Below are 24,817 nucleotides of genomic sequence, written 5' to 3' on the forward strand. Positions count from 1 at the left end.
ACAACTCTGCTACAAACAATTTTCCTGTTTTTATGACACAAGCTATTTATCCTGTTCTACGTCCTGCTACCCCTCACTTTCGTCTTCATCCAAACTGTGCCGCACGGCCCGCACGAGAAAAAATATCAGCGCAGCCGCAACAGCCAGCACCCCAAGCATTTCCCAGTTAACGGTCCCCATACGCACCCCGGAAGAAAGCAAGTGCCCTCCGGCTGTCAGAAATACAGTTTCAGGAATCAGGCAAACCACACTCATGATCAAAAATGGCAAAAAACGCACTCCTGTAGCCGCCCAGAGGTAATTAGCCACTGAATATGGAACCACGGGGACAATCCTGCTCAAAGCCAGGACTTTGAGCGGATGTTTGCGGCTGAGCATCTCCATTTTCATAAAATTAGGATCAGTGCGAAACTTCTTAAACACTCGCCCCCGCAACACAAACCGGCCCAGAAAAAAAGATATGGACGATCCCACTGCCATGCTCAGCAGACACATACCAGTTCCCTTGACCGCGCCGAAAAGAACCCCGGCCACAACAGTAAAAAGGGTCTGGGGAATAACCAGCACCATGCCCACAACATTTATGGCGACAAACAAAAACGGGGCTAAATTTCCACTAGCCTCAATCCATGCTGTCAGACCGGATAGATGCCCTTGCCCATAATGCTCAGCTGCAAATGAAAGCACACCGACGGCCAACGCAACCATTATTCCATGCAGAAATATTTTTTTTGAATGCATATTTTCCCACTTCACTTGATGCTTTAAATATCATACCGTCACGGTCGGTTGTTCGCGTGACATCCATTAAAGATAAGGATAACAAACGCTGACCGACTCAAAGTTTAATTACTGAAAAATTTTAGTTCAGAAAACAATAATCAGGGGAAAATATGCGCTACGAACTTAAACTCATGGACACACTTTCCGGAACCGGATGCTTTGCCGCGTTCCCCGGTCCCAACCTGAGCTTCTCCGAAGTACTGGCCCACTTGGAAACACATCCGCATGACGAATTCATGCATCGTCATATGCTTGAAATGCTCGGAAAACACCGCACCCGCAAGATCCAGAAGCTGATCAAGGAAATCAAGGGCGACCCTAAAAAGAAAGTACTCGCCGCGCTTATCTACGAAGCTGTCATCACTCACCCCCGCCTCGCCTCCCTGCGTACCGAGGTGCAAGCAACCTTTGACGCTGAAGAGCTCAAGGAATTCAGTCCGACCCTGCATCTGCGTTCCCACCTGCTGGCTGACCAGCCGTTGCACAACAAATGGACCTGTATTTTCTCCGACAACATGGAAATGCATGAATGCCTGCCCACAATGGAAGAAGCGGGAATTGAGCCACTCTACAGCAAAGAAGACCTGCCATCCAAAGATTTCACCACCGCCTCCACTATTCGTGAAAAGCTGGAAGCTGAAAACAACCTGCCCCCGGCCAAAGAACGCGCCCCTATTGAGGAAGTAACAGCCAACGCCAACAAGAAACTTGAAGCTGTAGACGTATTCATGGGCCCCCAGATGCGCCAAAAGGGATGCCTCAGCCCCTTTGCAGTACTCCATCATTGGATGGTTGAAAACCGCACTGACAACGGAAGCCTGAGTAACTCCCTGCGCGCCATGCAGACCAGTTATGGACGTGGATTCACCTTTGAGCAGGCCTGTGTCTCCTGTGCCATGGAAGTAGCCGAAAGGGTTAGTTCCTATGCCAGTATCGGCAAATCCGGGATTGCGAACCGCACTGCCACACTGCCCGTAATTAAAGGATCATACGAAGAAATTTCCAAGGAAGGACCGGCAATCAACCCGGACGATCTCGGGCTTGAAACTCCGTACGAGAATCAGCAATTATGGTGGATGCCGGCGGAAAAATTTGACGGGAAAAAACATGTACAGGCACAAGTTCCGGTGCAGCACGTTTTCCTGTTCTGCAACCTTGATGAACAGAACCTGTTCAGCGGCCTCAGCTCCACCGGACTTGCTTCCGGCAACACCATGGCTGAAGCGCGCCTCAGCGGACTGCTGGAAGTTCTGGAACGTGACAGCGATTCCACCATCCCCTTTGATAAGGAAAAATGCTTCACCATTAAAACCGATGATGAAGAAGTACAGAAGCATCTCAATGCGCTGGAACAAAGCGGAATCAAGGTCTGGTTTCAAGATATGACCTCCGAACTTGGCGTTCCCTGTTACACCGCCTTTGCAATGGGCAAGCACGGAGACATCAACAATGGCGGCGGCTGTTCGCTTTCCGGCAAACGCGCTCTACTCTCAGCACTGACCGAAATTCCTTACCCCCTCCCCGGACCTCCAACTGCCGAAGTGCCCGAAGGACTTCCGGTCCGCAAACTGGAAGATCTTCCCGACCTGAGTACTGGAAGCGCGGAAGGTGATGTGATGGTCATTGAAAACACACTGACTGCCAACGGCTTCGCCCCATACTACGTGGACCTGACCCGTAAGGATCTCGAAATCCCGGTAACAAGGGCAATCATACCCGGCCTAGAAATTGTTTCAGACCTCGACAAGTTCTCGAGAATCAGCAAAAGACTGTACCGGAACTATCTCGACATGAAAAATCTTTTGTAATAAGCTGCCTACAGGCTTGACTACGCGATAGAGTCAGTATATCAAGCATTACTTCGTGCCGGGATGGTGGAATTGGTAGACACCCGAGACTTAAAATCTCGTAATCCTTGGATTGTGCGGGTTCAAGTCCCGCTCCCGGTACCAGATAAAAAATTAAAGGTTTACATGCAAATATAATTTTGTATGTAAACCTTTTCTCTTTTGTAACTAGCGATATTAAACTGAACAAAAAAATCAGCAATCTTCCTTCAAGCCAAAACTAATCATCCGGAAACTCCTCCCGGACAGCAAAAATTTCAGAAAGACAATTCAGAAAGACATTAACCACTCTGGGGTCGAAGTGCTTACCCGATTCTTTTTTAATATATTCTACCGCCTCATCCATGGGACATGCTGTTTTATAAGGGCGAGCAGAGGTCAAGGCATCAAAAACATCGCTTATTGCAGTTATGCGGGCGAAAATAGGAATGACATCTCCCTTTAATCCCTCTGGGTAGCCCTGCCCGTCCCATCTTTCATGATGATATCTGGCAATCTGGGAAGCAGCCCAGATAACTTCCGAGGGATGATCACCCATAATTTCCCCGCCTACGGCTGAATGGGATTTCATGATCTCCCACTCTTCTGGGGTCAACGGTCCTGGTTTAAGTAAAATGGAATCAGGTATGGCGATCTTGCCCACATCATGCATGGGACTGGCGTAAAGTATAATCTCGCAAGCCTCGTCATCAAACCCCATTCCACGGGCAATAATCTCCGCCACCTTACTCACCCGCATAACGTGTGCCCCGGTCTGATTATCCCGAAATTCCCCGGCCCGCCCCAGTCTTTGTACAACCTCAAGCTGAGTTTCGCGGATAGCCTTTGTCCTGCGCCGGACCTCAGCCTCAAGTATATCCCCGCGCTCTACCTGCTGCTTGTAGTAATACCGGCTCTCCAGCATATTTTTGATCCGTAATAGAACTTCCCAGAACTGAAAGGGCTTAGTCAAAAAATCGGTTGCTCCGGCCTCAAGAGCTTCCTGCCGAGTCTTCTCATCAGTCTGCGCTGTAAGCACAAGAACAGGCAAAAATTCATCCTTAATCTGTTCTTTCAAAGCCTCTAGAACCTCTATTCCACTCATATGCGGCATCCTGATATCCAGCAGGATCAAATCAAAATGCTCTTCAGCGTTAAGGGGAACCACAGTCCGTGGATCGGCGGTAGAAGTGTAATTTTCATACCCCTTGCGCTCAAGTATATTCTCCAGCAACACAATATTCGTAGGATTGTCATCAACAATCAATATGCTGGAATCAAGTAATGTTTTCTCATCAATCATCTATTTTTCCTTACTTTCCATCAAAATCTGCCGTAATCCCTCAAGAGTTACAGGCAAGTCCAGAACAACATCAGCTCCATGAGAACTACCGCTACCCAGCAGAGCAATAAACGGAGCCCATTCCCCTGAACCTTGCTCACGAATTTCTGCAATTATTCCTTCAACAAATTCCCCGGCCAATTCTTCACTGACAATCACCACATCCGGGCGAAGTAAAGAAACTGCCCGCATCCCTTTTGCGATTGTTTTGCGAACAATGAGCGCGCAGCCCCCCCAACCGGAAACAAGCCCCCGGAACTCTTCAAGAGTGGCGGTATCGTCTTCAATGAACAAAATCGTAGGTAAATCATCTTCAGAATCAATAACATCAGGCTCAAAGACAATATCATCAATCCCGGCAACAAGAACAGGAATTGTAACTGTAAAAGTAGTACCCCTGCCTTCAAGGCTGGAAAAAATAATACTTCCACCCATGGCTTCAATCAACTGCCGGGAAATTGCCAGCCCTATACCGGTTCCCTCAATTTCAAATTCCTTATCCGAAAAGCGACTGAACGGCTTAAAAAGATCCTCGTGCCTGCTTTCCGGAATACCAATCCCGGTATCAGCAACTGCCAACAGGACCTCATTACCACGGACAACACCGGAGATTTCGACCTTTCCCCCCTCATGGTTATATTTAATCCCATTAGAAAGAAGATTAATTAAAACCTGCTTAAACCGAGTCCTGTCGACATTAAGTTCAGGCAAATCTTCCACACTGGAGTCGACATGTATTGCCACTCCGCACTCCAAGGCCTGCTGCTCCAGAAGCACAGTCGACTCTTGAATAATCTCACCCGCAGTAACAGGCTCAAGACAGATTGCAATATTGCCGGACTCAATCATCGAAAAATCGAGGACTTCAGTTATCATCTTCAACAAATGCTGCCCGGCAGCAGCGATATGCTTTACATGGGAACGTATCTTGCTGGTAACTTCATCATCCTCGCAGCTCAACACTATATCAGAAAATCCGACAATAGCATTAAGCGGAGTCCTCAATTCATGACTCATGCGGGAAAGGAACTCGGTTTTTGCCTTGCTTACGGAATCTGCAGACTTGAGCGCATTTTTAAGCTGTTCTTCAGCCGAAATCCGATCTGTGACATCCACAAAACTCTCCAATAGAAAACTATCTCCGCCTCTTTTAAACGGCACAACGGTTTTCAAAACAGATTTCCCGTTGGCAAGCCTGCGCACGGCATGGTCAATTCCCTGTCCAAGATCAGTAACCGGGCATTTACCAACTTCTGCCGGACATATATATTTATGACATACCGCTCCCAAAGCATCTTCCCTGTTCACGCCGATAATCCGGGCTGCGGTCTCGTTCATATCCACAATCGTGTGGGTGCTGGACGCAATAACTACAACCCCGGCCTGTACTCCCTGCAAAACAGCATTGGTATAGTCCTGCTGATCCTTGAGCCGTTTTTCCATTTCAATTCGCTGGCTGATATCCATAAAAGCCTCAAGAATAAGCCGCTCCCCGGAAAGAGTGATATATGCAGCATTCTTTAAGACCGTTATCTTACGACCTGTGGCGGTTTTGATCTCCACTTCATTGACATAAGGACCTTCAAATTCACAAATAAACGGACAGGAGTCTTCAGACGAAAGGCAAAAAACTTTATCGCAACGGGTTCCCAGCACCTTATCCACAGAATCTGCCTCAAAAAGACGCAATGCCTCAGAGTTGACTTTAATAACTTCCCTGCGTTCATTGACAATAGCCATCCCCACAGGAATTGAATCAAGGATGGTTTCAATAGCCAACTTAGCCTCTTCAAGGTTGCGGGACTTTGCTTCACGATCATCCAGAATAGACCGGATATTAAAAAGAATCCTAAAAAAGAGAAACAAACAAACCGGAAGGGTAAAAGCCAGCACAGCAATCCTTGTGCTGTTCATCCTGCTTGAGGCCTGCTTTTTTAATAAATCAAGACGCTCTATTTCAATCTGAGTTTCATGGAAAATCTTACTGGATGATTCTCTGGCCCGGAGAATGAGCGCGGCAATCTGCATAGCCCTGAAATCCAGCGCATCATGAACTTTTTCATGTAAAGGCTGCTCTTTCTCACTCAGCATTTTCCGCAAGGCGGAATAAATGCCGGCAATTGCCTCTTCCAGCTCAAAGACCTTGGGATTAAGATCAATAACCTCCATGGCATATCCGGCCCCTTTCTCCCTGTGAAAAGTAATCTGCTCATCAACTTTGTCTTTATCATAAAAATTAGCCGGAAAACTGTTCTTAAAAGTGCCTCCGCTTTGAAGGACAGTCAGAGTATCACCAAGCTTGCTCAGGCTATGGTTGATATCAGAATTAATAACTTCAACCTTACGCAGATCGGTTGTATCCAGCATCCTCGCCACTCCAAGCTCGATCATAAGCAGGCGATGCATAATCGCCTTACCCAGCTCGGACCGGGCCTGCTGATTACTAATTTCGCGATCATAACGGTCCAGAGTATTCAACTGTACCCGGTCCACCACAAAAATAACCGCAAAAGCCATAAAAAAGATTAGGCAAAGCAGAAGCACTTTGAAAGTAATTTGCTCTTTCAACAAGCCGGAGAGCTTCTTATTTAACATCATATAATCCGTATTTATTAAATATTGCCCGTCCTTCGGTACTGGACGCATACTCCATAAAAACTTTGGAAATATCAGGGTAACGGGAAAATCTAAGCAGCCCGATTATCAATTTCTTTTTCCCGGCATATTCACCGCTGATCGGCAGAACGCTTATACTCTCCCTGTTTTCAGGCCAGATGGATGTCGCGTACCAATTAATAACCAAGTCCGCCTCATCATCTTTAATGACCCGGACAAGATCCTTGGAATCGGTTGTCATCATCTGCACATTTTCAGCAACCTCGGTGAAGATACCCTTTTTAGCCAAAATCTTCTTGGTTTCCCTTCCGATACTGCCGCTTTCAGGATTACCGATAACAACATAAAAATTGCTATCCGCCATACTGTCCAGAGTATCCGGAATATTTCTGGGGTTACCTTTTTTGACCATCATTGCTGCCTTGTTAAATCCCACATGTACAGTATCCGTAACCAGTCCCTGCTCAAGTGCCGCCTGAATATATGAACCTGAACCCGGCAGATATAGATCCCCCATCATATTAGCTTTAATGGATTTCAAGAGATTTCCGGACCCGCCCTTAGTGATCAGCACCTTACAGTCGTATTTTTCTTCAATAATCCCCGCAATCTCAGTCATGGGTTTGATCATGGTGATACCACAATAAACCAGCAACTCTTTTTCCTGTTCAACTCCCTGCTCCTGACATCCGGGCAGAAGCAGCAAAGCCAGAAAAAAAACTGTCAGGACGTAAAACTTGTTTTTATTCTCTATTAAATAAAATATCTTCATTATTTTCCCTGATTAAACTTAATGGGACTCAAAAAAAACATGCCATATCCTTTCAAAAAACTGAATCAAATATTGTGATTCTTCACGACACATGTATAATTATAAAAGTTGTTTTTTTATTCGACAACTAACCAGGCTTTATAAATCATACATGAAAAAAAATATTCCTCTTTATATCAATATATTGACCATCTTCACAACACTGATCAGTGCAATAGTCCTTTGTGTCGTTGTCTATGGCTATGTGCAGAATTCCCGTATCGCATTATTCTCAGCTGAACAGCTGGTAAAACAGACCGGGGCAGGCAGGCGGTTATGAATATCTTATTCGGACTTTCCGCATAGAAAACCGATACATAAAAATGCCCGTAAAGGGAGTGGAAGAAAACACAATTGCAGCCGAGCTCGCGGCGGCACGGGCCAACGGAACCGGACCGGGTATGATCAGTTGTTCTTTGAATCTTATGATATATTTCAGTAAAAAAGGATGGATTAGTGCTGTGCGACTGAAAAAGTTATGGACCATGTGGGCAAAGAGAAATTCTTCTCCGGACCGCTGGGAAAATAAGTAAAAACTAGGAGCCCCCCCCGAGAGAATCAAGAGCATTCATAAGCTCCAGCCTGACCTTCTCGCGGTCCTGCCCTGACAATTTTTCCTGATTAAGGAAAAAATTGAAACCATCACAACTCTGCCGGAAAACTTTTTCCCCTGCACAGCTGTCGTCATTAACATTCAGTACTGAAAAAGGTTTAACCTCACGCCTGATACCCTTGACCCGGATAGGCTCACGCTCTTCAGTCTCCACCAGATCCTTCACCAGAGCATAAGTTTCATACGACATCAGGATTCCACCGGGGTCACAACTGGACTCCAAACGAGCAGCGAGATTCACCTCTCCGCCGATAATGGTATAATCCATACGGTCTTCACTGCCGAAATTGCCTACATTGCAATACCCCGTATTAATGCCGATCCTCATCTGAAAAGGTTTCTCATATCCCTGCTCAAGCCATATCTTCTTGAGATTCTCCATGCGCCGCTGCATTTCCACCGCCATACGCAAACAACAACGGGCGTCCTCCTCCACCCCCCGACTCTTGGGGTCACCGAAAAACATGAGCATGGCATCACCGATAAATTTATCTATAGTCGCTCCGTGTTTCAGGGCAATGAAAGACATTTCAGTAAAATACATATTCAACAGGGAAGTCAGATCTTCCGGCTGCAAATCCTCGGTTGTCTGGGTAAAATCTTTTATATCGCTGAAAAAGACCGTCAGCTTCTTCCGCTTGGTGGTCAAGCTTACGTCCTGTGCCCCGGAAAAGATTGACTCATAAACTTGAGGTGAAAGATACTTGGCCAGCTTCTGTGAAAGTTGCTCAAGCATATTTCCCTTTTCATCCAAAGAATAAGCAAGTTTGTTGAGCTTTTCCTCATTGCGGTCACTCATCTTAACCAACCGTTTGGTTGTTTTGAAGAGTTTTGCATAAGCCTTGTGGAGCTTCTTGAATTCTTTTGCTGCTCCCTCGTCGGCAATGGTGCCAGACTCAAGAATGGCCTTACCCCGCTCAAAAATGCGGACTTCTTTTTCAAAAAGATCAAAACCCATTCATCACTCCACCGGTTTCATAATGAAATTTGCAGCTTCAAGATCTTCCCCGAATTCTTCACCAAGCTCTTCCATATTATCGTCATCCGAAACATATACCCATTCGACATTGACGGTATTGCCTTCTTCGGCAGCTTCTTCAAGCATATCAAACAGACTCATAAGCACCTTGGCACTGGAGCTGTTAAAATAAATCAACTCAAAGCCAAAATTAACCGTCTGCCCTTCAAGCTCTTCAAAATAACTTTCCAGAGTTTTCAAGACACCGCCGTAAAATTCGGTCACATCTTCAGGGTACGATTCTCCCTTTATCCGAAAAGAATTCATTTTAAAATTCAAATCCAGTTCCGGTGACCGTTCAGTTGCTTCAATTTTGATATTTTCCATATCCATCACCCCTTAAATATACGCCTTGAGCGTAAAAAAAGAATGAACATCATTCACTTCTGCAAAATCAAAAGTAAATCCCTTCCTTGCCCGGCGCGCAATATCGATCAGCCCGACACCGGCCCCCTTGCTACCCTCGGGAGGATCACTGCGCAAAGTCTCTTTCCACAACTTCTTGAGCTCCTTCTTATCCATGCCCTGAATCTGGACGAGATTCGACTCCAATCGTTCCTTGTCTTCGGTTTTAATTATATTACCGCAAGTTATAAACACTCTATCATCCTTTTTACCTACTGTGATAACACCGTATCTAAGCTCGGTCATATCTCCTGTAGTCTCAATTTCAGCGGAGTAACGGATCACATTCTGGACCTGCTCCACAAACACAGAAAACACAGCCCTTGTAGTCTTGGAATCCTCCTCATCAATGGTCAGCTTCTGCTTGATGGCGTTGCCGATTCCCACCAGAATATCATCTGTAACGTACCCGCTGTAGCAAAAAATTATCCCTGTGTTCTGGAGATAATTACGAAAACTGTACATATCTTTAGCCAGCATGCAGTCCCCTGTCATGGAACTGACCGGAGGAAGATTTACTCCCATTACACCCATCCTTTGCTTAAATAATCCTGTTAAGAATAACTCTTAAATTCCAATATTACACCTTAAACCCGAAAGCCGAAACATCATCGCGCCGCTTTTCAGCCCCCTGATATTCAAGCAGCTCATCGTAAATAATATTTCCGTGACCACTCAGAGGCGAAGAACGCGCGGACTCCAGCAAAGCGCGAAATCTTTTCTTACCGAATCCACGTCCTTTAGGCCCCCCTATCTGATCGAAAATGCCGTCCGATCCCATATAAAAAAACATGTCATCACGAATATCTACCTTCTTGTTTGTCCAGACTGTATCCGCCGGAATACCGCGATAACCTATGCCCTTACGGTCTCCTTTAAGCTGCCTAACTCCTTCCTCATCACTGATGAAAAGAGGAAAACCGGCCCCGGCATATGTCAGTTGAGTCCTATTACCGGGCAGATAGCAGACGCCGAGTTCCAGCCCGTCATCCGAACACTCCCCCTCATCAATTGAACAACTGTTCTGGTTAAGGACCTCTTGTATGTGGCAATGCATGTTCTGAATCAAACCACCGCAATCCCCGGCTTCAACTTTATTCAGGCTGATATCGAGAGCTCCACTGGAAATCAGGGTCATGAAGGCTCCCGGAACCCCGTGTCCTGTGCAATCGGCAAGGATGAGCAGTGCTCCTTCTCCCCAATTGCGGGCCCAGTAAATATCACCGCCAACCACATCACGCGGTTCCCAAAGCACAAAACATTCAGACGAAATACTCTCAAGAAATGATTTTGCAGGCAAAATGGAACGCTGAATACGGCTGGCATAACGGATGCTGCTTGAAACCATGGACAAAGCTTCCTGAACACGGGCTTCGCTCCGTTCAAGATCCTTGTTTTTCTTTTCAAGACAACGCAGCAACTCCTCCCGCGACGGAAGCAGGAGCATTTCCCGGAGAGACCTTAGTTTTTCTGGGTCGGGAATCCTGCTTCCCAACGCCAACTCGCGGCAGAACTTGAAACATTTACCTTCGACACACTCCTCTGAAGAAACCTTGAAATAAGATTTCAGAGATGGCGGAATTACGGCATCACGGCTAAACTGAAATTCAACCTCGATAAAAATCCGGTAAGACTCCTCAACAAGCGAAAAAAATAATTTCACAGGCCAGTTTACAGCGGGCCTCACAACTTCGGAAAAAAGAGTAGCCAACTTCGACGCTTCAAGGGAATTAAACCCGAGTTCTCTACCAAGACGCAAAACTTTGCGGCACGATTCATTGAAAGAAGGCAGATCTGCTATTTCCAGAACTCCAAGCTCAACCATCACCCATACCTCACAACAAGACATGAACCATCATCATCGCCCTTGTAAAAATTGCTGAAAACCCTCCCGGCAATATCTTCGGCAGAACCGACCAGCAGCCCCGGACACTCAAATTCCTCAAAACTCTCCTTTATACCGTCCGAATAAAGCATGACCACATCCCCCGGACTGAGTGAAACGGATTTTTCTCGCAGAGTCGGCAGATGATAACCAACCACTCCATCCGACGGAACAAAGCGAAAATTTTCAATGCCTCCAAAAACCCTAGTACAAATATTGCCTACACCGATGTAGTCCATGCGCCCCGTATTAAGATTCAAGCGGCACAAGGCAGCAACCGCTCCCCGCGTACCGACCAATGCCTCATGCATCCCTTGCATCATTTCAGTCAATTCAAGAGCATCGTTGCTCTCAAGATAGTGTCTGGCCGCATTGGAAGCTATATTGGCCGGACGGCCATGCCCCAACCCGTCAATCAACGCAAAAAAACAACTCCGGTTTTCCTGTCGGACATATCCGGCATCACCGCACTCATCCTCATGGATAAGCAGGCTTTTTTTTATCAAATGGCAGTCAACCGAATTCAAGCCTACCTCCACTTCCGGGCCACACATCGTGTTCCGCATTCTTCCGAAGATTCAATCACAAACTCATCCATAATCCGCCTTACCCCCGGCAACCCCAGTCCAAGACTTTGTGCTGTGCTGTAGCTGTCGGTCAAAGCCTGATCAATATCCGCAATGCCGGGGCCGGAATCAACAGCCTCCACTTCAATCCCTTCTCCCTTACAATTGCTGATATGCCGGAGAATCAAGACTCCGCCACCGCCATAACGAACCGCATTGGTGGATAATTCAGAAACCGCGGTGGCTATAAGGCTCTGCTCTACCTCGGTAAAACCGATTCTCTCAGCCATATGGCGGGCCGCGCTGAGGGCAAGGACATTGTCCGATATATCGGTAAGTTCTACCTCTTCCTGTTCAAGAACAAGCCTGCTCATTTAAAATCCTCATCCTCTCCGCTTTCAGTCGATTCAAACAGTTCTTCAGAATCCATATCCTGTTCACCATCGCCATCGTCTTCCGGATCATCAGGAACATCCATGGCCCGAAACAAACTAAGCCCATCTTCCATTGTACAGGCGCAGGTCAGCCCATCCATATCCACATCAAGATCAATCAAAGCCGAAACTACACCCGGTTGGAAGCCCACAAAAACAACCTCAGCCCCGAGCAATCCAATCATCCGCGCGCAATCGGTAATTGCTGTATATCCACTGCTATCCAAAATCTCCCTGCTGGAGACATCCATAAGCACTCTTTTCACAGACCGTGAACAAACCTGTTCCAGAACATTACGCCTGAAACCTTCCAGAACAGACTCCTCAAGCTCCGCAGGCACGGGAGCAATGAGACAGCCGTCAACGATCTGTATCTCATGAAAATCACGCATAAAAACTACTTTGCTGTGCTGACATCAAAATGAAGCTGTTCAAAAGCATCAGCCAAAGCATCTTTAAGTGTTGAGCTTGTCTCAATATCACCGAGGTCAATACCAAGCTGAACAATAGTTTCGGCAACAGCCGGAGAAATACCGGATATAAGGCATTTACAGCCCATAAGTTTGGTGGCCTTGGTAATCTTGATCAGATGGTTGGCTACTGCGGTATCAACTGCGGCAACGCCTTGAATATCAAGAATGATAATTTTGGAAGCTGTTTCTTTGATCTTGGAAAGCATGGCCTGCATCATCTGCTGAGCGCGGAAGGAATCCACAACACCTACCAGCGGCAAAACGATAATCCCCTCCCAGAGGCTGATGGCTGGGGTAGAAATCTCAAGGATGGTCTTACTCTGCTCCTGCAACTTACGCTCATCCCGGACCTGACGGGTAATATCAACGATATATTCCAGACCGCCGATAATGTTACCTTCATCATCACGCAAAGGAGCAGCTGTATATTCAATAGGGATGGTGCGCTGGCCTATGCGCACCTCGTTACGCGCGGTGCAGGTCGTTTGTTTTGCAATTGCCTGCTTCACCCGGCATTCATCGGATTTGCAATGAGCCGAATTGAAAAGGTCATAACACTTCTGACCTTTGACCTCTTCCCAACCTTTCCCCAAAAGCTTCAGGCCGGTTTCATTTAGGTAAATCAACTCATAATCATTATTAACAGCCATAACCGGAGTCGGCACCTGCCCCAAAATAGAAACCGCAAAATCTGCTCCAGACATACTTATCCCCCCTTATGTTTATAACATTCACAAATGTATCTAAAACTATAACAAAATAACACAGCCACTTACTAATTGTAAGTACTAATTAATAAAAACCATCACTTATACCCAGCAACAGTCGCTATAACATAAATCAACTACCTACACATCTACAAAGAACTTGCATTTATCCCATCCATAAGGCACTCAAGCCGCGGTGTCGGTCATTTATAACTTCCGCAACTATCCAATCCGACACTTAATCCATACAACCATAAACATCTCACCTCGAGGCCAAGCACCATGGACAAGCATCCCAAGGACTGGCGATTTGCGCAGGCCAACAAAGAAGCCCTGCTCACTTTGGGGGCCTACGCCCTTTACTTTATCTGGTGGTACGTCTGTGCTTACGGCATGGGCAGCGGCGACCCAGAACAGTATAAATATGTATTCGGACTACCTGAGTGGTTTTTCTACAGCTGTATTGTGGGATACCCGTTGATCACAATCCTGCTCTGGGCATTGGTTCGGTTTAAATTTAAAGATATGCCCCTTGATGAAGAACTAGACGAAATCAATGAGGAGAAGCTGTCATGAGCAACACCATGATGACCGTCATCCCGGTAGTGATCTATCTGGCAATGTCATTCGGCGTGGCTCTCTGGGCACGAAAAAAAGCCGAATCCACCCAATCCTCCAAGGGATTCCTCGAAGATTATTTCATCGGTGGCCGCTCCATGGGCGGCATGGTTCTGGCTATGACCATCATCGCCAGCTACACCAGTGCCAGTAGTTTTGTGGGCGGTCCCGGTGTGGCTTATAAGCTGGGCCTCAGCTGGGTACTGCTGGCCATGATTCAGGTCCCGACAACTTTCCTGACCCTCGGAATCCTCGGCAAACGGTTCGCCATCATGGCCCGCCGCACCGATTCGGTAACAATCACCGACTTCCTGCGCGCCCGCTACAAAAGTGACGCAGTGGTCATCCTCTGCTCCGTGGCCCTGATCGTGTTTTTCATGGCTGCAATGCTGGCCCAGTTTATCGGCGGAGCAAGACTTTTTCAGACCGTGACCGGATATCCTTATATTGTAGGGCTCGTACTTTTCGGGGTTAGCGTGGTCCTTTATACCGCCATCGGTGGATTCCGGGCGGTGGTGCTTACTGACGCCATTCAGGGCATTGTCATGGTTGTGGCTGTAGTGGTTATCCTGCTGGCGGTCATCAATGCCGGCGGAGGCATGGAGAACTGCATCCAATCCCTCAAAGCCATTGATCCCGGCCTGATCACCCCCACCGGACCAAAAGACGCAGTACCGCAACCCTTTGTTCTTTCATTCTGGGTGCTGGTCGGTATCGGCATTCTCGGGCTGCCCCAGACCACCCAGCGTTGTATGGGCTATCGCGATTCAAAAGCCATGCATGATGCCATGATCATCGGAACCCTACTTATCGGTTTCATGATCCTCTGCGCCCACCTTGCCGGAAGCCTCGGACGTGCGATCCTTCCCGATCTCCCTGCCGGAGACCTTGCCATGCCTTCGCTCATCGTAGAGCTGCTTTCCCCGGTCTGGGCCGGAATATTCATTGCCGGACCGCTGGCAGCCATCATGTCCACTGTAGATTCCATGCTGCTGCTGGTTTCTGCCGCTATTATCAAAGATCTCTATATCCATTACCGTCTGGATGGTGATGCCTCACGCATGACTCTGGTCAGCATCAAAAAAATGAGTCTGATCTGCACTGTGGTTGTAGGATTGATGGTTTTTATCGCAGCCATCCAGCCCCCGGACCTGCTGGTCTGGATCAACCTTTTCGCTTTCGGCGGACTTGAAGCAGCCTTCCTTTGCCCCATTGTCATCGGGCTGTACTGGGATAAAGCCAACGCCACCGGAGCCATATCATCCATTATCATCGGTGTGGGAACCTTCATCGTGCTGACCATCATGAAGCCTGCCATGGGCGGAGTACATGCCATTGTACCGACCACTCTGGCTTCCCTGACCGCTTTTGTGCTCGGCTCATATGCCGGGCTAGCCAAAACAGGGAACGGGCAGACGACCGCATAAATAAACCGCAACTCACATATCCATCCTCCCGCAACAGGGTCGACATGTTTTCGTAACAAAAATCACGTAATTGCATACAGCTGAATACGTTTTAAGAAAACTGCCACCGAATATAAACCCGCCGCACAGGAGTAAAGAATATGGATATGCATCATCCCCTGAAAGTATACGAAGAGGAACTTGCCGACCTTCAAGGACTTGTCCTTGAGCTCGGAAATCTGGCCCTGGACCAGCTGAACAAGGCCATTAAAACTTTCGAGGAAAATGATCCCGAGAAAGCGGAAGCGATCATTAGAAGGGATGAACAGGTTAATGATCTGGAACGCGAAGTGGACAAAGCTTCGCTGATGATCATCACCAAGATGGAGCCTAAAGCCGAAGATCTGCGTTATGTGCTGACCGCAAGCAAGATCGCATCTGACCTTGAACGCATTGCCGACTACGCCAAAAGCATTGCCAAGAAAGGCAAACGCGGGTTTGCCGAAGAACACACACAACATCTGGGATATGTCCAGCACATGGGACAGGAACTGAATGCCATGCTCGCATCCATCCTTGAAGCATTCAAGGACCTGAGCGTGGAAAAGGCCCTCGATGTCTGGCACAGCGACAGCAACGTGGATGCCCTGTTCAAGGAAGGTGTATCCGGCATGAAAAATTGCGTGGAGACTGAAGACTTAGAGGGGAAGGGATTCATCTCCCTGCTCTTCACCATGCGCTGCCTTGAGCGTGTCGGCGACCACATCACCAACATTGCCGAGCATATCTATTTTATTAAATACGCTGAGTTTTTTGGCGGGAAGAAATAGAGCTTAAATACAGAAATATGAAAAGGGTGGAAACGCTGCTGTGCTTTCACCCTTTTTTTGATTTCAATGATGAAGCTGATTAATAATAAAGATCAACCACTTCCTTGATCATTTCCTCATCCTTATAATCTTCTGAATTCCTAACCGAATCCATGAAAACATGCGAAGCTTCAGTGTCCATATCCCCGATGGCCTTGAGAGCCATAAATTTCTGGGTGTTCTCGTGTTCGCGGTAATACTGAATCAGGAACGGTAATTGTTCCTCTGCCTGCAACATGCCCAAAGCACTTACCGCGCAAGACTGAACCATGGTGTCATCGTGTTTAGTAAGCTCCATTAAAGGAACAATAGCTTTCGGGTTGTTGGTGTAACCAAGCTCAAGCACCTTCATGTAAACATAATCATTGTCATATTCTGCCTGAATTTCACGGTTAAGACGTTCGACTTCCGCATCAGGAGCAACGTATTTCATCACATGTCTGTTGACCTTGGAGGCGACCTCTTTGACCATCAGGCTGATCGGAATATTGTAGCAGGGGTGCTCTACTTCCCGGAAAGCCCAGATGGGAACCTTTCCGTTTTTAAAATAGCTTGTAATACGATGCTTCTGATCTCCCTCATATAAATCAGCACTGAAAGTCATAAAGGTAAAATACGGCGAAAATCCACTGCTGCGTTGGTTTCGGATACGGTATTTGCGAATCTCAAGATTTAAAGGATGTGCTGCCGCACCGTCCTTTCCAATATGAACACCACGCATCTTCAACTCTTTTTCAAGGTGATTTTTCAAGAACACGACTTCATTATTAATATCAAGATAGGCAGTAATGGTGCCTACTGAGAACTGTCTGTCTTCTCCACTACGCACATCTTCAAGAGTAAAAACAACTTCCTCTTCAGCAGGAGCTGAATAATCCACGCTGGACGGAGCAGGGGGAGCCACATTAAAAGATTTCGAACAACCTCCGAGCATCACAAGCGACAGAGCGAGAAATAAAAATGAACTTCTTAACCTCATAATTTCAACTTCCTTTATTGCATATTGTTTGAATATAAAATCGGCGTAATCATTATTCCATGTGTGCTTTAAACTCAAGATAAATGTAACGCTATTCTAAACCAAAAAAGGAGTGAAACGCTAATGCATTTCACTCCTATTTGAACTTTAAATTGCTGGGAAGAGCTATTCTTCTTCACCCGTCCCTGCGCTGAACGACTCTTCTAGGTTCCGCAGATCATCTTTGGCTTTTGCTTCATTATATTTGGCTTGGGCTATACTTGCTTTGGCCGTTGCTTTTGCGGACTCACTCTGTAGTTTTTTAGTTTCACCGAATGTTCCGACAACTGATGCTGCTTCTCCAAGCCCTGAAATCGAAGAAGCTTCGGGGACAGCCTTATCAACACTCACGGTTTTAAGAGCACCGCTTTCGCCATAGTATGTTGCTGCCAATCCGGACTGAGAACCAGTTACGGTGCGGGGCAGAAATGCGACCAGCCCACGCTGGGCAATCATTAACTCTTCACTTTTTAAAATATTGTCATTGGCGGAGATAGAGACAAGTGCCATGCCCGGAATACGGTAAGCCAAACCGCATGGAGGCGATGAGCACAGATTTGCAGTGCTGGGGTTACAGGTTTTGTCCTTGCCTGCCAGAACACATAATGCCGAGGACAGATCCTTCAACTTATCCACGCTTCCATCCAAGGCCGGATCTACCTTCAAAGCTACATGCGTTACGCCCTCTGCACTGCTGGGTGCTGCCTGATATACTTTTTTATCAAACCTAAGCCGTTTATCACTAGAATACACAATTCCACTATCGTAATAATCAAACAGGTCAATATGTTCCATACCGTCACTGGCAAGAGACCCTGGACTGAACTTAACAGTAAATGTTTTAGAAGTTTTAGTCTCACTGCCAATAAAAGAGGATTTATACTCATTAATACGCGCTATATAATTTGCCTTGGCAATGCCATACATTTCTTTACTGATGACTGCCTGCTGGGCCTTAGAAAAAGTCAAAAATTTTCCATATTCCGTCAATTCAGCGTTGTACTTCTTGTACTCTGCAAGGGCTTGTCTGAAAATCAATGAATACCCGCTTAACCCTCCGGATTTTGCCACACTTCCCAGACCGAAAAAACTGCCTGCAATGGATGCTGTGGCTTTGAGTCCGGCAACAGCATAATCAAGACTTTTATCAGTAGTTGTCATTGCCGCATCTGAAATCATGCCGTACTCGGCAAGAGTCATCTTTAAACTATTTGCAGTGAAGGAATCATCATCAACCTCCACATAAAACTGATTTTCAGTATCCGGCTCCACTGAGGTAACAATCGATATATCTGATACTTTATAATCGACATTCGGCTTCTGCACGGCTTTTTTATAAGTCAAAAGAGCTTTTAAACCCATGCAATTATTTATAACATCTATATTTGATTCCACACCTTTAAATTTGCCTATATACTTGTCACATTCTTTTATTATTTCAGTTCGGTTAGCCCAGAAGGCTCCCGGTTTCCTATCAATCTTCTGTACAGTGACAGCAACATTCAACACCGTTTTAGGCAATGAATAAAAAAAACCCTGCGATTTATCTTCAGCCATTTTCTTTACTAAATCACCATCATTTACAAGAGTCTTAACAGGATAGACATTGACTGTAGTCGTGGTACACCCAGCTAAAAGCAACAGGAAACTAATTACAAATAGCGTTTTTTTAAACATGTTATCCTCCGGTTAAATATGTTCATAGGTTATGCGGTCTATGGCCACAGCTTCGACAACAACTCCCTGTGAAATCACAGAGTAAGGTAGCCACCAACAGCCTTTGTCTGCGAACTCATTTCCTCTTGAATCCAAGACCTTAAAAGCCTGCATGGATTCATCCATACCAACCACAGCAACAGCGTGTCCCCTGCTGAGACTCAAATTTTCAGGTTCCGGCCTGTACACGGCGTAGGTCTCATTCAACTGATCATATGCTTCACCAACCAGCACTCCTATTGCAATCGGGTGATTCTTGCGCAGGGCTTCTTTCCACTCCTCTACAGCCCGACTCGTTGAATATGAAAGCTCGTAGTACCCGTACCTGCTTCCATAATCTCCCCAGTTACTATATACTATCTGATATTTAAGGGCTTCCCGGTCTGCTTCTCCAGAAGGAATTCTACGGGCTGCTTCAATTGTGACCGGAGCAGGAGTGTCGTGAAATTCGCGAGGAGCCACACCGTCATTTATTGCAGAACTAATTGCATCTTGAAGGCTCAGCTTGGTCTTCACCGAGCCGTAGCCTCTGGCTTTGTAATAATTATATAAAGGGGAAAGCTCTACATAAGCTCCATCCTGAGCATCCAGTATTTCCATGCAGGTAACAACAGCCATACTTGCACAGCAAAAAGCCTGATCGCCTTGATCCCGCACATGCATGGGAAGACCGAGAGACTTGGTTTCAAGCCTGATTTTACGAGAACGACTAAAAGAAGTGCCGGGCATATTCCCTCCTTCGTCTAAAAAGTCCTTTACAACGCTCCTCAAAGTTTCATGATTACCAATATCACCAATAAGCCTATTCCGCAAAATATATTAATATAAATTAATCAATTATTTTCAAGCGCGCCGATATGCCCTTTTCTTTTTCTCTTTACACAACCAAAGCTTTTGAATAACCTCTTTTGCTGCTGGGGGTGCCTTTATGGCTGAGATGGCGTTTTCGCCTGTCCCTTTGAACCTGATGCGGGTAATCCCGCCGTAGGGAAGCATAAATAGATTCATATCCTCAAGATCTTATCTATTCTTGCGCTCGCCCTATCCTGTGGTGAGCTTTTTTTTTACGGAGTGAAAATGATCGTAAAGCTTAACGGCAAGGATGCCGAACTCGCCGGGACACCAACTGTTCTGGACCTTCTTGAATCCAAGAATCTCCCACCCGAAACCGTAGTTGTTGAAATCAATATGGAAATCATACCGGCGGATAACTACGGCTCCACACAAATAAATGACGGGGACCACCTCGAAATACTGCGCTTTGTAGGCGGAGGTTGATTAAGATGAATAATGATATTTTCAAACTTGGCGGCCTTGAATTCAACAGCCGTCTGCTGACCGGAACCGGCAAATACGCCGATGATTCCGTAATCCCGGATGTCTGCGAAGCTTCCGGTTCCCAGATCATCACCGTGGCTCTGCGCCGCGTGGATCTGGAATCCGATACCGGAAACGTCATGGACTTCATTCCCAAACACATGCAGCTGCTGCCTAACACTTCCGGGGCGCGCACAGCTGAAGAAGCGGTGCGCATCGCCCGCCTTGCCAAGGCCATGGGTTGCGGCGACTGGATCAAGATCGAAGTCATTTCCGACAACAAATATCTGCTGCCGGACGGCTATGAAACCGCCAAGGCAACTGAAATACTTGCCAAAGAAGGATTCGTGGTCCTGCCTTACGTAAACGCAGACCTGTACATTGCCCGTTCTCTGGTTGACGCCGGAGCCGCAGCGGTTATGCCCCTTGGCGCACCCATCGGAACCAACCGGGGACTCAAAACCCGTGAGATGGTCCGTATTCTGATCGATGAAATTGACCTGCCGATCATTGTGGATGCCGGAATCGGCCGACCTTCCGAAGCATGTGAAGCCATGGAAATGGGTGCTGACGCCTGTCTGGTCAACACCGCCATCGCCACCGCAAGTAATCCCAAAATGATGGCAAAAGCCTTCGGCCGGGCAGTAAAAGCCGGACGCGAAGCTTACCTCTCCGGCCCCGGAGCAAAACACAGCCATGCCAAGGCATCCTCACCCCTTACCGGATTCCTGCACGAAGGATAAATAAAATGAGCTTCTATCCCATCTGCGCCGAATACAACGACGCCCCCCTTGCCGAGCAATTCGGCTCCGTAACCGAACACGATGTCAGGCGCGCACTTAACAAGACAACTTTAAGCCCCGAAGACTTCCTTGCCCTGTTAAGCCCCGCAGCAATTCCCTTTCTCGAAGAAATGGCCGCCAAAGCCAGCCAGCTCACTTTGCAGCACTTCGGGAGAACCATTCAACTGTTCACCCCGCTGTACATGGCCAACTTCTGCACCAACAAATGCGTGTACTGCGGCTTCAACACAAAAAACAACATCCCCCGTTCCCAACTGGGACCGGAAGAGCTCGAAAAAGAAGCCAAGGCCATTGCCGCCACCGGACTCAAGCATCTGCTCATCCTTACCGGGGACGCACGGGCCAAGTCATCCCCGGAATATATTGAATCCGCAGTGGAAATCCTGCGCAAACATTTTCCATCCGTATCCATTGAAATCTACGCCATGACCGAGGAAGAATACGGACGGCAGGTAGAGGCCGGAGTGGACGGCATGACCATGTTTCAGGAAACCTACAACGAAGAGCTGTACCCGGACCTGCACCCAGCAGGCCCCAAGGCAGACTACCGCTTCCGCCTCGATGCCCCGGAACGGGCCTGTCAAGCCGGAATGCGTGTGGTCAATATCGGTGCCCTGCTCGGCCTTGATGAATGGCAGCACGATGCCCTGAAAACAGGCATCCACGCCGCCTACCTGCAAGATAAATATCCCGAAGTGGACATTGCCGTATCCCTGCCGCGTATCCGCACCCATGTGGGCGATGCCTTCACACCCAAATCGCTGGTCAGCGACACAGCCCTTGTGCAGAACATGCTGGCCCTGCGTATTTTCCTGCCCCGCTGCGGAATCACCATTTCCACCCGCGAGGCCCCGGATTTCCGCGAAAATATCCTCCCTCTGGGCGTAACCCGCATGTCCGCAGGAGTTTCCACCGAAGTGGGCGGACATACCGGCGAAGATGAAGATAAAGTCAGCCAGTTTGACATCAGCGACGAACGCAGTGTGGATGAAATGTGTGAAGTTCTCAGAAAACACGGATACCAGCCTGTTTTCAAAGACTGGCACCCCTTGCAGGAAGCATCGTGAACCGCACCGAGCAAGGCATAGCAAAATATCTCGGCAAGGACTGTTTGCACAATCTGCAAGCAGTCCGCATCGGCATTGCCGGAGCTGGGGGGCTGGGGTCCAACTGCGCCATGCATCTGGTGCGCAGCGGATTCAAAAAATTTATCATTGCTGACTTTGACCGGATTGAGGAATCCAATCTCAACCGCCAGTTTTACTTTGCAGACCAAGTCGGTAAAAGCAAAGTCGAAGCCCTCAGCGATAATTTACGGGCCATCAACCCGGACCTCGACATCACTGCCCACGTTACTTCAATCCACCGTGAAAACGTGCATGAACTGTTTGGGGATTGTGATGTGATCATCGAAGCCTTTGATGATGCCGCAGCCAAAAAAACACTGGTGGAGACCTTCCTGTCCACAGGAAAACTGCTGGTCACAGCCTCCGGTATGGGCGGCACTGGCAACACTGATGAAATCAAAACCCGCAAGGTCCGCGACAATTTCTACATTATCGGGGACATGAAAACCGAGTGCAACGCCGAGACCCCGCCCTTTTCACCACGGGTGGCAATCTGCGCAGCCAAGCAGGCCGATATTGTACTCGAGCATTACCTGAATAAATTTCAAGAAGCCCAATAACGAGAGAACAAACTATGAGCACCAGAAAAATCACCCGCCAAAACATCCTTGATACTGATATATACTGCCTGACCGCCCTGAAATTCTCCAAGGGCCGCTCCAATATCGAAGTGGTCCGCGAGATGCTTGATAGCGGAATCAAGCTGATCCAGTACCGCGAAAAGGAAATCAAATCCGGGCAGAAGTACGAAGAATGTATGGAAATCCGCAAAATGACTCGCGAAGCCGGGGCCGCCTTCATCATCAATGACGACATCGACCTCGCCATGATGGTTGAAGCGGACGGCATCCATATCGGGCAGGAAGATTTCCCGGTCCATGCAGTACGCAAGCTCATCGGAAAAGACATGGCTATCGGCCTCTCTACCCACGCTCCCGAAGAAGCACTTGCAGCAGTAGAAGCTGGCGTAGATTATATCGGAGTAGGTCCTATCTTTAAAACCTACACCAAAGACGATGTTGTTGACCCCGTAGGTTTCGAATACCTCGACTGGGTAGTCAAAAACATAGACATCCCCTTTGTAGCCATCGGCGGAATCAAGGAACATAACATTGCCGAGGTCATGAACCGGGGCGCAAAATGCGTGGCCCTTGTCACTGAGATTGTCGGCGCAGATGATATCGGTGGGATGGTCGATGAGTTGCGTACGGCAATGGACAAATAAATTTCGAATCGGAACCACTCACCAGAAAGCCCCCTGAACCAGAAGCTCCGGTTCTGGGGCGGTGGAAGGAAGATACATGTTCAAACAAAAAGAATGGATATTCACAGGTAAATCAGGAAAGGAATACACTTTCGGAATCTTCGCAAAAACCCGCCCCATTCCTGAAGAAGCAGGAATCTACATCCTCTCCTACACCCACCCACGCGGACACCGGGCCGGATTCAAGGTCAATATGCTTTATGTTGGGGGAACGGAAAACTTCCGCCAAGAACTGAATAATCCACCAGAAGCGGACTGTTTGTGGGATGGAAACTGGAATTGCATTTATCTGCTGGAAATAGATGACATGGACGAAAGACTTAAAATTCTGGAAGATTTAATCTCTGGCTATGAATTCCCCTGCCAATAAAACACCGCCGCAACCTCACTGGCTGCGGCGGGCTTAATTAATTATCGCAAGTTACAATCAAAGTCCTACTTGTCAGCATACGGAAGGAAAACATATCTTCCACGTATTTCATATTGTCTTCCGACAAATGTTTCTTCTTTTGCTTAAAGAAAAAAAGCACCTTTCCCAAAAGAAGAACAGGCAAGAATGTCAACCACTTACCAAAACTTGACTTCTGAACTTTATCAGAATGGAAATCAATATTTCTGTAATCCTTCTCAGTTAGGGCATGGACAAGAAAAAAATAATGAATTGGAGAAATATGACTTCCGGTTGAATAATGTTCCTCATTCTTCATGGGAATAGGAGCAAACATCTGCTGGAAACCATTCATCAGGTAAGAAATTCTTGAGTTCATATTAAGAATGTTTGGAGTAGTTAGAATCAGTAGACCTCCCGGCTTGAGTACCCTTTTGGCTTCGTCAATGAGATTATCATAGGAATCCAGATGCTCAATAACTTCAACGCAAGTAACCAGATCAAAAGTTTTTTCCTCGTAAGGAAGCTGTTCTTTACAAACATTAACTCTTTTAATGGTAATATCTGTCGGCTCAAATCGTTCTGAATGAAAGTCACAAGCTTCAGTATCCAGATTGCAGGCATCTTTAATCTGCTTAGTAAAACCGCCTACTCCGGCTCCTATATCCAAATGCCTGACTCCCGTCTGCCCGAAAAACCTGTCTTTTATAATCTTAGTCAGCGCACGTCTGATTTGCTTTGTTGCCATTTTTTCGACTACTCCTAATATTAATTTTTCATTTGAAGGGATCCTTTTATATAAAGATAAAAAA

The 24,817-nt window shown here is 47.1% G+C and carries 27 protein-coding genes, 1 tRNA gene and 1 riboswitch; of the genes, 12 read left to right on the forward strand and 16 right to left on the reverse strand.

Translation table 11 applies throughout. The annotated features are described in order from the left end of the window. Positions 1–66: 66 nt before the first annotated feature. Entirely contained in the window at positions 67–741 is a 675-nt protein-coding gene (locus tag FMS18_RS04880; protein ID WP_163292618.1) for a TVP38/TMEM64 family protein, read from the reverse strand. A gap of 152 nt (positions 742–893) precedes the next feature. On the opposite strand from FMS18_RS04880, the gene FMS18_RS04885 reads away from it, so the two are divergent. After that, positions 894–2,591: a YcaO-like family protein gene (locus tag FMS18_RS04885; RefSeq protein WP_163292619.1), complete on the forward strand. Its 1,698-nt coding sequence runs from the start codon at positions 894–896 to the stop codon at positions 2,589–2,591. 57 nt (positions 2,592–2,648) lie between these two features. After that, positions 2,649–2,735: transfer RNA gene (locus FMS18_RS04890), tRNA-Leu, on the forward strand. A 115-nt stretch (positions 2,736–2,850) separates the two neighbouring features. Here the strand turns inward: FMS18_RS04890 and FMS18_RS04895 are convergent. From FMS18_RS04895 to FMS18_RS04905, 3 genes are read right to left on the reverse strand one after another with little or no spacing between them, the layout of a single operon-like run. Further along, positions 2,851–3,912, reverse strand: coding sequence for an HD domain-containing phosphohydrolase (locus tag FMS18_RS04895; RefSeq protein WP_163292620.1), 1,062 nt, complete (start codon positions 3,910–3,912; stop codon positions 2,851–2,853). Further along, positions 3,913–6,546: an ATP-binding protein gene (locus FMS18_RS04900; RefSeq protein WP_163292621.1), complete on the reverse strand. Its 2,634-nt coding sequence runs from the start codon at positions 6,544–6,546 to the stop codon at positions 3,913–3,915. Continuing rightward, positions 6,536–7,339, reverse strand: coding sequence for a substrate-binding domain-containing protein (locus FMS18_RS04905; protein WP_163292622.1), 804 nt, complete (start codon positions 7,337–7,339; stop codon positions 6,536–6,538). Before FMS18_RS04905 ends, FMS18_RS04900 begins: the two co-directional genes overlap by 11 nt. A 362-nt stretch (positions 7,340–7,701) precedes the next feature. On the opposite strand from FMS18_RS04905, the gene FMS18_RS04910 reads away from it, so the two are divergent. Continuing rightward, positions 7,702–7,911, forward strand: coding sequence for a hypothetical protein (locus tag FMS18_RS04910; protein ID WP_163292623.1), 210 nt, complete (start codon positions 7,702–7,704; stop codon positions 7,909–7,911). 3 nt (positions 7,912–7,914) lie between these two features. Here the strand turns inward: FMS18_RS04910 and FMS18_RS04915 are convergent, their stop codons facing one another. The 8 genes from FMS18_RS04915 to FMS18_RS04950 are packed head-to-tail and all read right to left on the reverse strand — an operon-like array spanning position 7,915 to position 13,476. Beyond that, a complete protein-coding gene (locus FMS18_RS04915; protein ID WP_163292624.1) occupies positions 7,915–8,949 on the reverse strand; it encodes an adenylate/guanylate cyclase domain-containing protein in 1,035 nt (344 codons plus the stop codon). Positions 8,950–8,952: 3 nt separating this feature from the next. Continuing rightward, a complete protein-coding gene (locus tag FMS18_RS04920) occupies positions 8,953–9,336 on the reverse strand; it encodes a DUF1987 domain-containing protein (RefSeq protein ID WP_163292625.1) in 384 nt (127 codons plus the stop codon). A gap of 12 nt (positions 9,337–9,348) precedes the next feature. Next, positions 9,349–9,939, reverse strand: coding sequence for a SiaB family protein kinase (locus FMS18_RS04925; protein ID WP_163292626.1), 591 nt, complete (start codon positions 9,937–9,939; stop codon positions 9,349–9,351). A gap of 55 nt (positions 9,940–9,994) precedes the next feature. Beyond that, the gene (locus FMS18_RS04930) at positions 9,995–11,239 is read right to left on the reverse strand and encodes a SpoIIE family protein phosphatase (RefSeq protein WP_163292627.1); all 1,245 of its coding nucleotides are present in this window, start codon (positions 11,237–11,239) and stop codon (positions 9,995–9,997) included. Continuing rightward, positions 11,239–11,826, reverse strand: a complete 588-nt coding sequence (locus FMS18_RS04935) for a SpoIIE family protein phosphatase (RefSeq protein WP_163292628.1) — start codon at positions 11,824–11,826, stop codon at positions 11,239–11,241. The genes FMS18_RS04930 and FMS18_RS04935 overlap by 1 nt, the downstream gene beginning before the upstream one ends. Positions 11,827–11,828: 2 nt before the next feature. After that, complete coding sequence (locus tag FMS18_RS04940) at positions 11,829–12,239, reverse strand: anti-sigma regulatory factor (protein WP_163292629.1); 411 nt, start codon at positions 12,237–12,239, stop codon at positions 11,829–11,831. Then, positions 12,236–12,691, reverse strand: coding sequence for an STAS domain-containing protein (locus tag FMS18_RS04945; protein ID WP_163292630.1), 456 nt, complete (start codon positions 12,689–12,691; stop codon positions 12,236–12,238). Before FMS18_RS04945 ends, FMS18_RS04940 begins: the two co-directional genes overlap by 4 nt. A gap of 5 nt (positions 12,692–12,696) precedes the next feature. Further along, complete coding sequence (locus FMS18_RS04950) at positions 12,697–13,476, reverse strand: STAS domain-containing protein (RefSeq protein WP_163292631.1); 780 nt, start codon at positions 13,474–13,476, stop codon at positions 12,697–12,699. A 285-nt stretch (positions 13,477–13,761) separates the two neighbouring features. On the opposite strand from FMS18_RS04950, the gene FMS18_RS04955 reads away from it, so the two are divergent. The 3 genes from FMS18_RS04955 to phoU all read left to right on the forward strand — a co-directional run bounded on the left by FMS18_RS04955 (position 13,762) and on the right by phoU (position 16,333). Further along, complete coding sequence (locus FMS18_RS04955; protein ID WP_163292632.1) at positions 13,762–14,055, forward strand: YhdT family protein; 294 nt, start codon at positions 13,762–13,764, stop codon at positions 14,053–14,055. Beyond that, complete coding sequence (gene panF, locus FMS18_RS04960) at positions 14,052–15,524, forward strand: sodium/pantothenate symporter (RefSeq protein ID WP_163292633.1); 1,473 nt, start codon at positions 14,052–14,054, stop codon at positions 15,522–15,524. Before FMS18_RS04955 ends, panF begins: the two co-directional genes overlap by 4 nt. 140 nt (positions 15,525–15,664) lie before the next feature. Then, complete coding sequence (gene phoU, locus FMS18_RS04965; RefSeq protein ID WP_163292634.1) at positions 15,665–16,333, forward strand: phosphate signaling complex protein PhoU; 669 nt, start codon at positions 15,665–15,667, stop codon at positions 16,331–16,333. A 79-nt stretch (positions 16,334–16,412) separates the two neighbouring features. On the opposite strand, the gene FMS18_RS04970 is transcribed toward phoU, so the two are convergent. The 3 genes from FMS18_RS04970 to FMS18_RS04980 form a co-directional block, all read right to left on the reverse strand. Continuing rightward, positions 16,413–17,351, reverse strand: a complete 939-nt coding sequence (locus FMS18_RS04970; RefSeq protein ID WP_163292635.1) for a HEAT repeat domain-containing protein — start codon at positions 17,349–17,351, stop codon at positions 16,413–16,415. A 165-nt stretch (positions 17,352–17,516) separates the two neighbouring features. Then, on the reverse strand, positions 17,517–19,067 hold the full coding sequence (locus FMS18_RS04975; protein ID WP_163292636.1) for a DUF4831 family protein: 1,551 nt from the start codon (positions 19,065–19,067) through the stop codon (positions 17,517–17,519). Positions 19,068–19,079: 12 nt separating this feature from the next. Beyond that, positions 19,080–19,835, reverse strand: a complete 756-nt coding sequence (locus FMS18_RS04980; protein WP_163292637.1) for a hypothetical protein — start codon at positions 19,833–19,835, stop codon at positions 19,080–19,082. Between the two features lie 177 nt (positions 19,836–20,012). Next, positions 20,013–20,114: riboswitch (TPP riboswitch) on the forward strand. 69 nt (positions 20,115–20,183) lie between these two features. On the opposite strand from FMS18_RS04980, the gene thiS reads away from it, so the two are divergent. The 6 genes from thiS (at position 20,184) to FMS18_RS05010 (ending at position 23,987) form a co-directional block, all read left to right on the forward strand. Continuing rightward, positions 20,184–20,384, forward strand: coding sequence for a sulfur carrier protein ThiS (gene thiS / locus FMS18_RS04985; protein ID WP_163292638.1), 201 nt, complete (start codon positions 20,184–20,186; stop codon positions 20,382–20,384). A gap of 5 nt (positions 20,385–20,389) precedes the next feature. After that, on the forward strand, positions 20,390–21,166 hold the full coding sequence (locus FMS18_RS04990) for a thiazole synthase (RefSeq protein ID WP_163292639.1): 777 nt from the start codon (positions 20,390–20,392) through the stop codon (positions 21,164–21,166). A gap of 5 nt (positions 21,167–21,171) precedes the next feature. Beyond that, positions 21,172–22,293, forward strand: coding sequence for a 2-iminoacetate synthase ThiH (gene thiH, locus FMS18_RS04995; protein WP_163292640.1), 1,122 nt, complete (start codon positions 21,172–21,174; stop codon positions 22,291–22,293). Beyond that, a complete protein-coding gene (thiF, locus tag FMS18_RS05000) occupies positions 22,290–22,913 on the forward strand; it encodes a sulfur carrier protein ThiS adenylyltransferase ThiF (RefSeq protein ID WP_163292641.1) in 624 nt (207 codons plus the stop codon). The genes thiH and thiF overlap by 4 nt, the downstream gene beginning before the upstream one ends. A gap of 14 nt (positions 22,914–22,927) precedes the next feature. Beyond that, a complete protein-coding gene (gene thiE / locus FMS18_RS05005; protein WP_163292642.1) occupies positions 22,928–23,578 on the forward strand; it encodes a thiamine phosphate synthase in 651 nt (216 codons plus the stop codon). Positions 23,579–23,654: 76 nt separating this feature from the next. Further along, positions 23,655–23,987, forward strand: a complete 333-nt coding sequence (locus tag FMS18_RS05010; protein WP_163292643.1) for a hypothetical protein — start codon at positions 23,655–23,657, stop codon at positions 23,985–23,987. Between the two features lie 37 nt (positions 23,988–24,024). Here the strand turns inward: FMS18_RS05010 and FMS18_RS05015 are convergent, their stop codons facing one another. Then, positions 24,025–24,753 (reverse strand): bifunctional 2-polyprenyl-6-hydroxyphenol methylase/3-demethylubiquinol 3-O-methyltransferase UbiG, encoded by a 729-nt coding sequence (locus FMS18_RS05015; protein WP_163292644.1) that lies wholly within the window; start codon positions 24,751–24,753, stop codon positions 24,025–24,027. Positions 24,754–24,817 lie beyond the last annotated feature (64 nt).

Origin of the sequence: Desulfovibrio sp. JC022, from assembly GCF_010470665.1 — a bacterium.
Taxonomy (GTDB): domain Bacteria; phylum Desulfobacterota; class Desulfovibrionia; order Desulfovibrionales; family Desulfovibrionaceae; genus Maridesulfovibrio.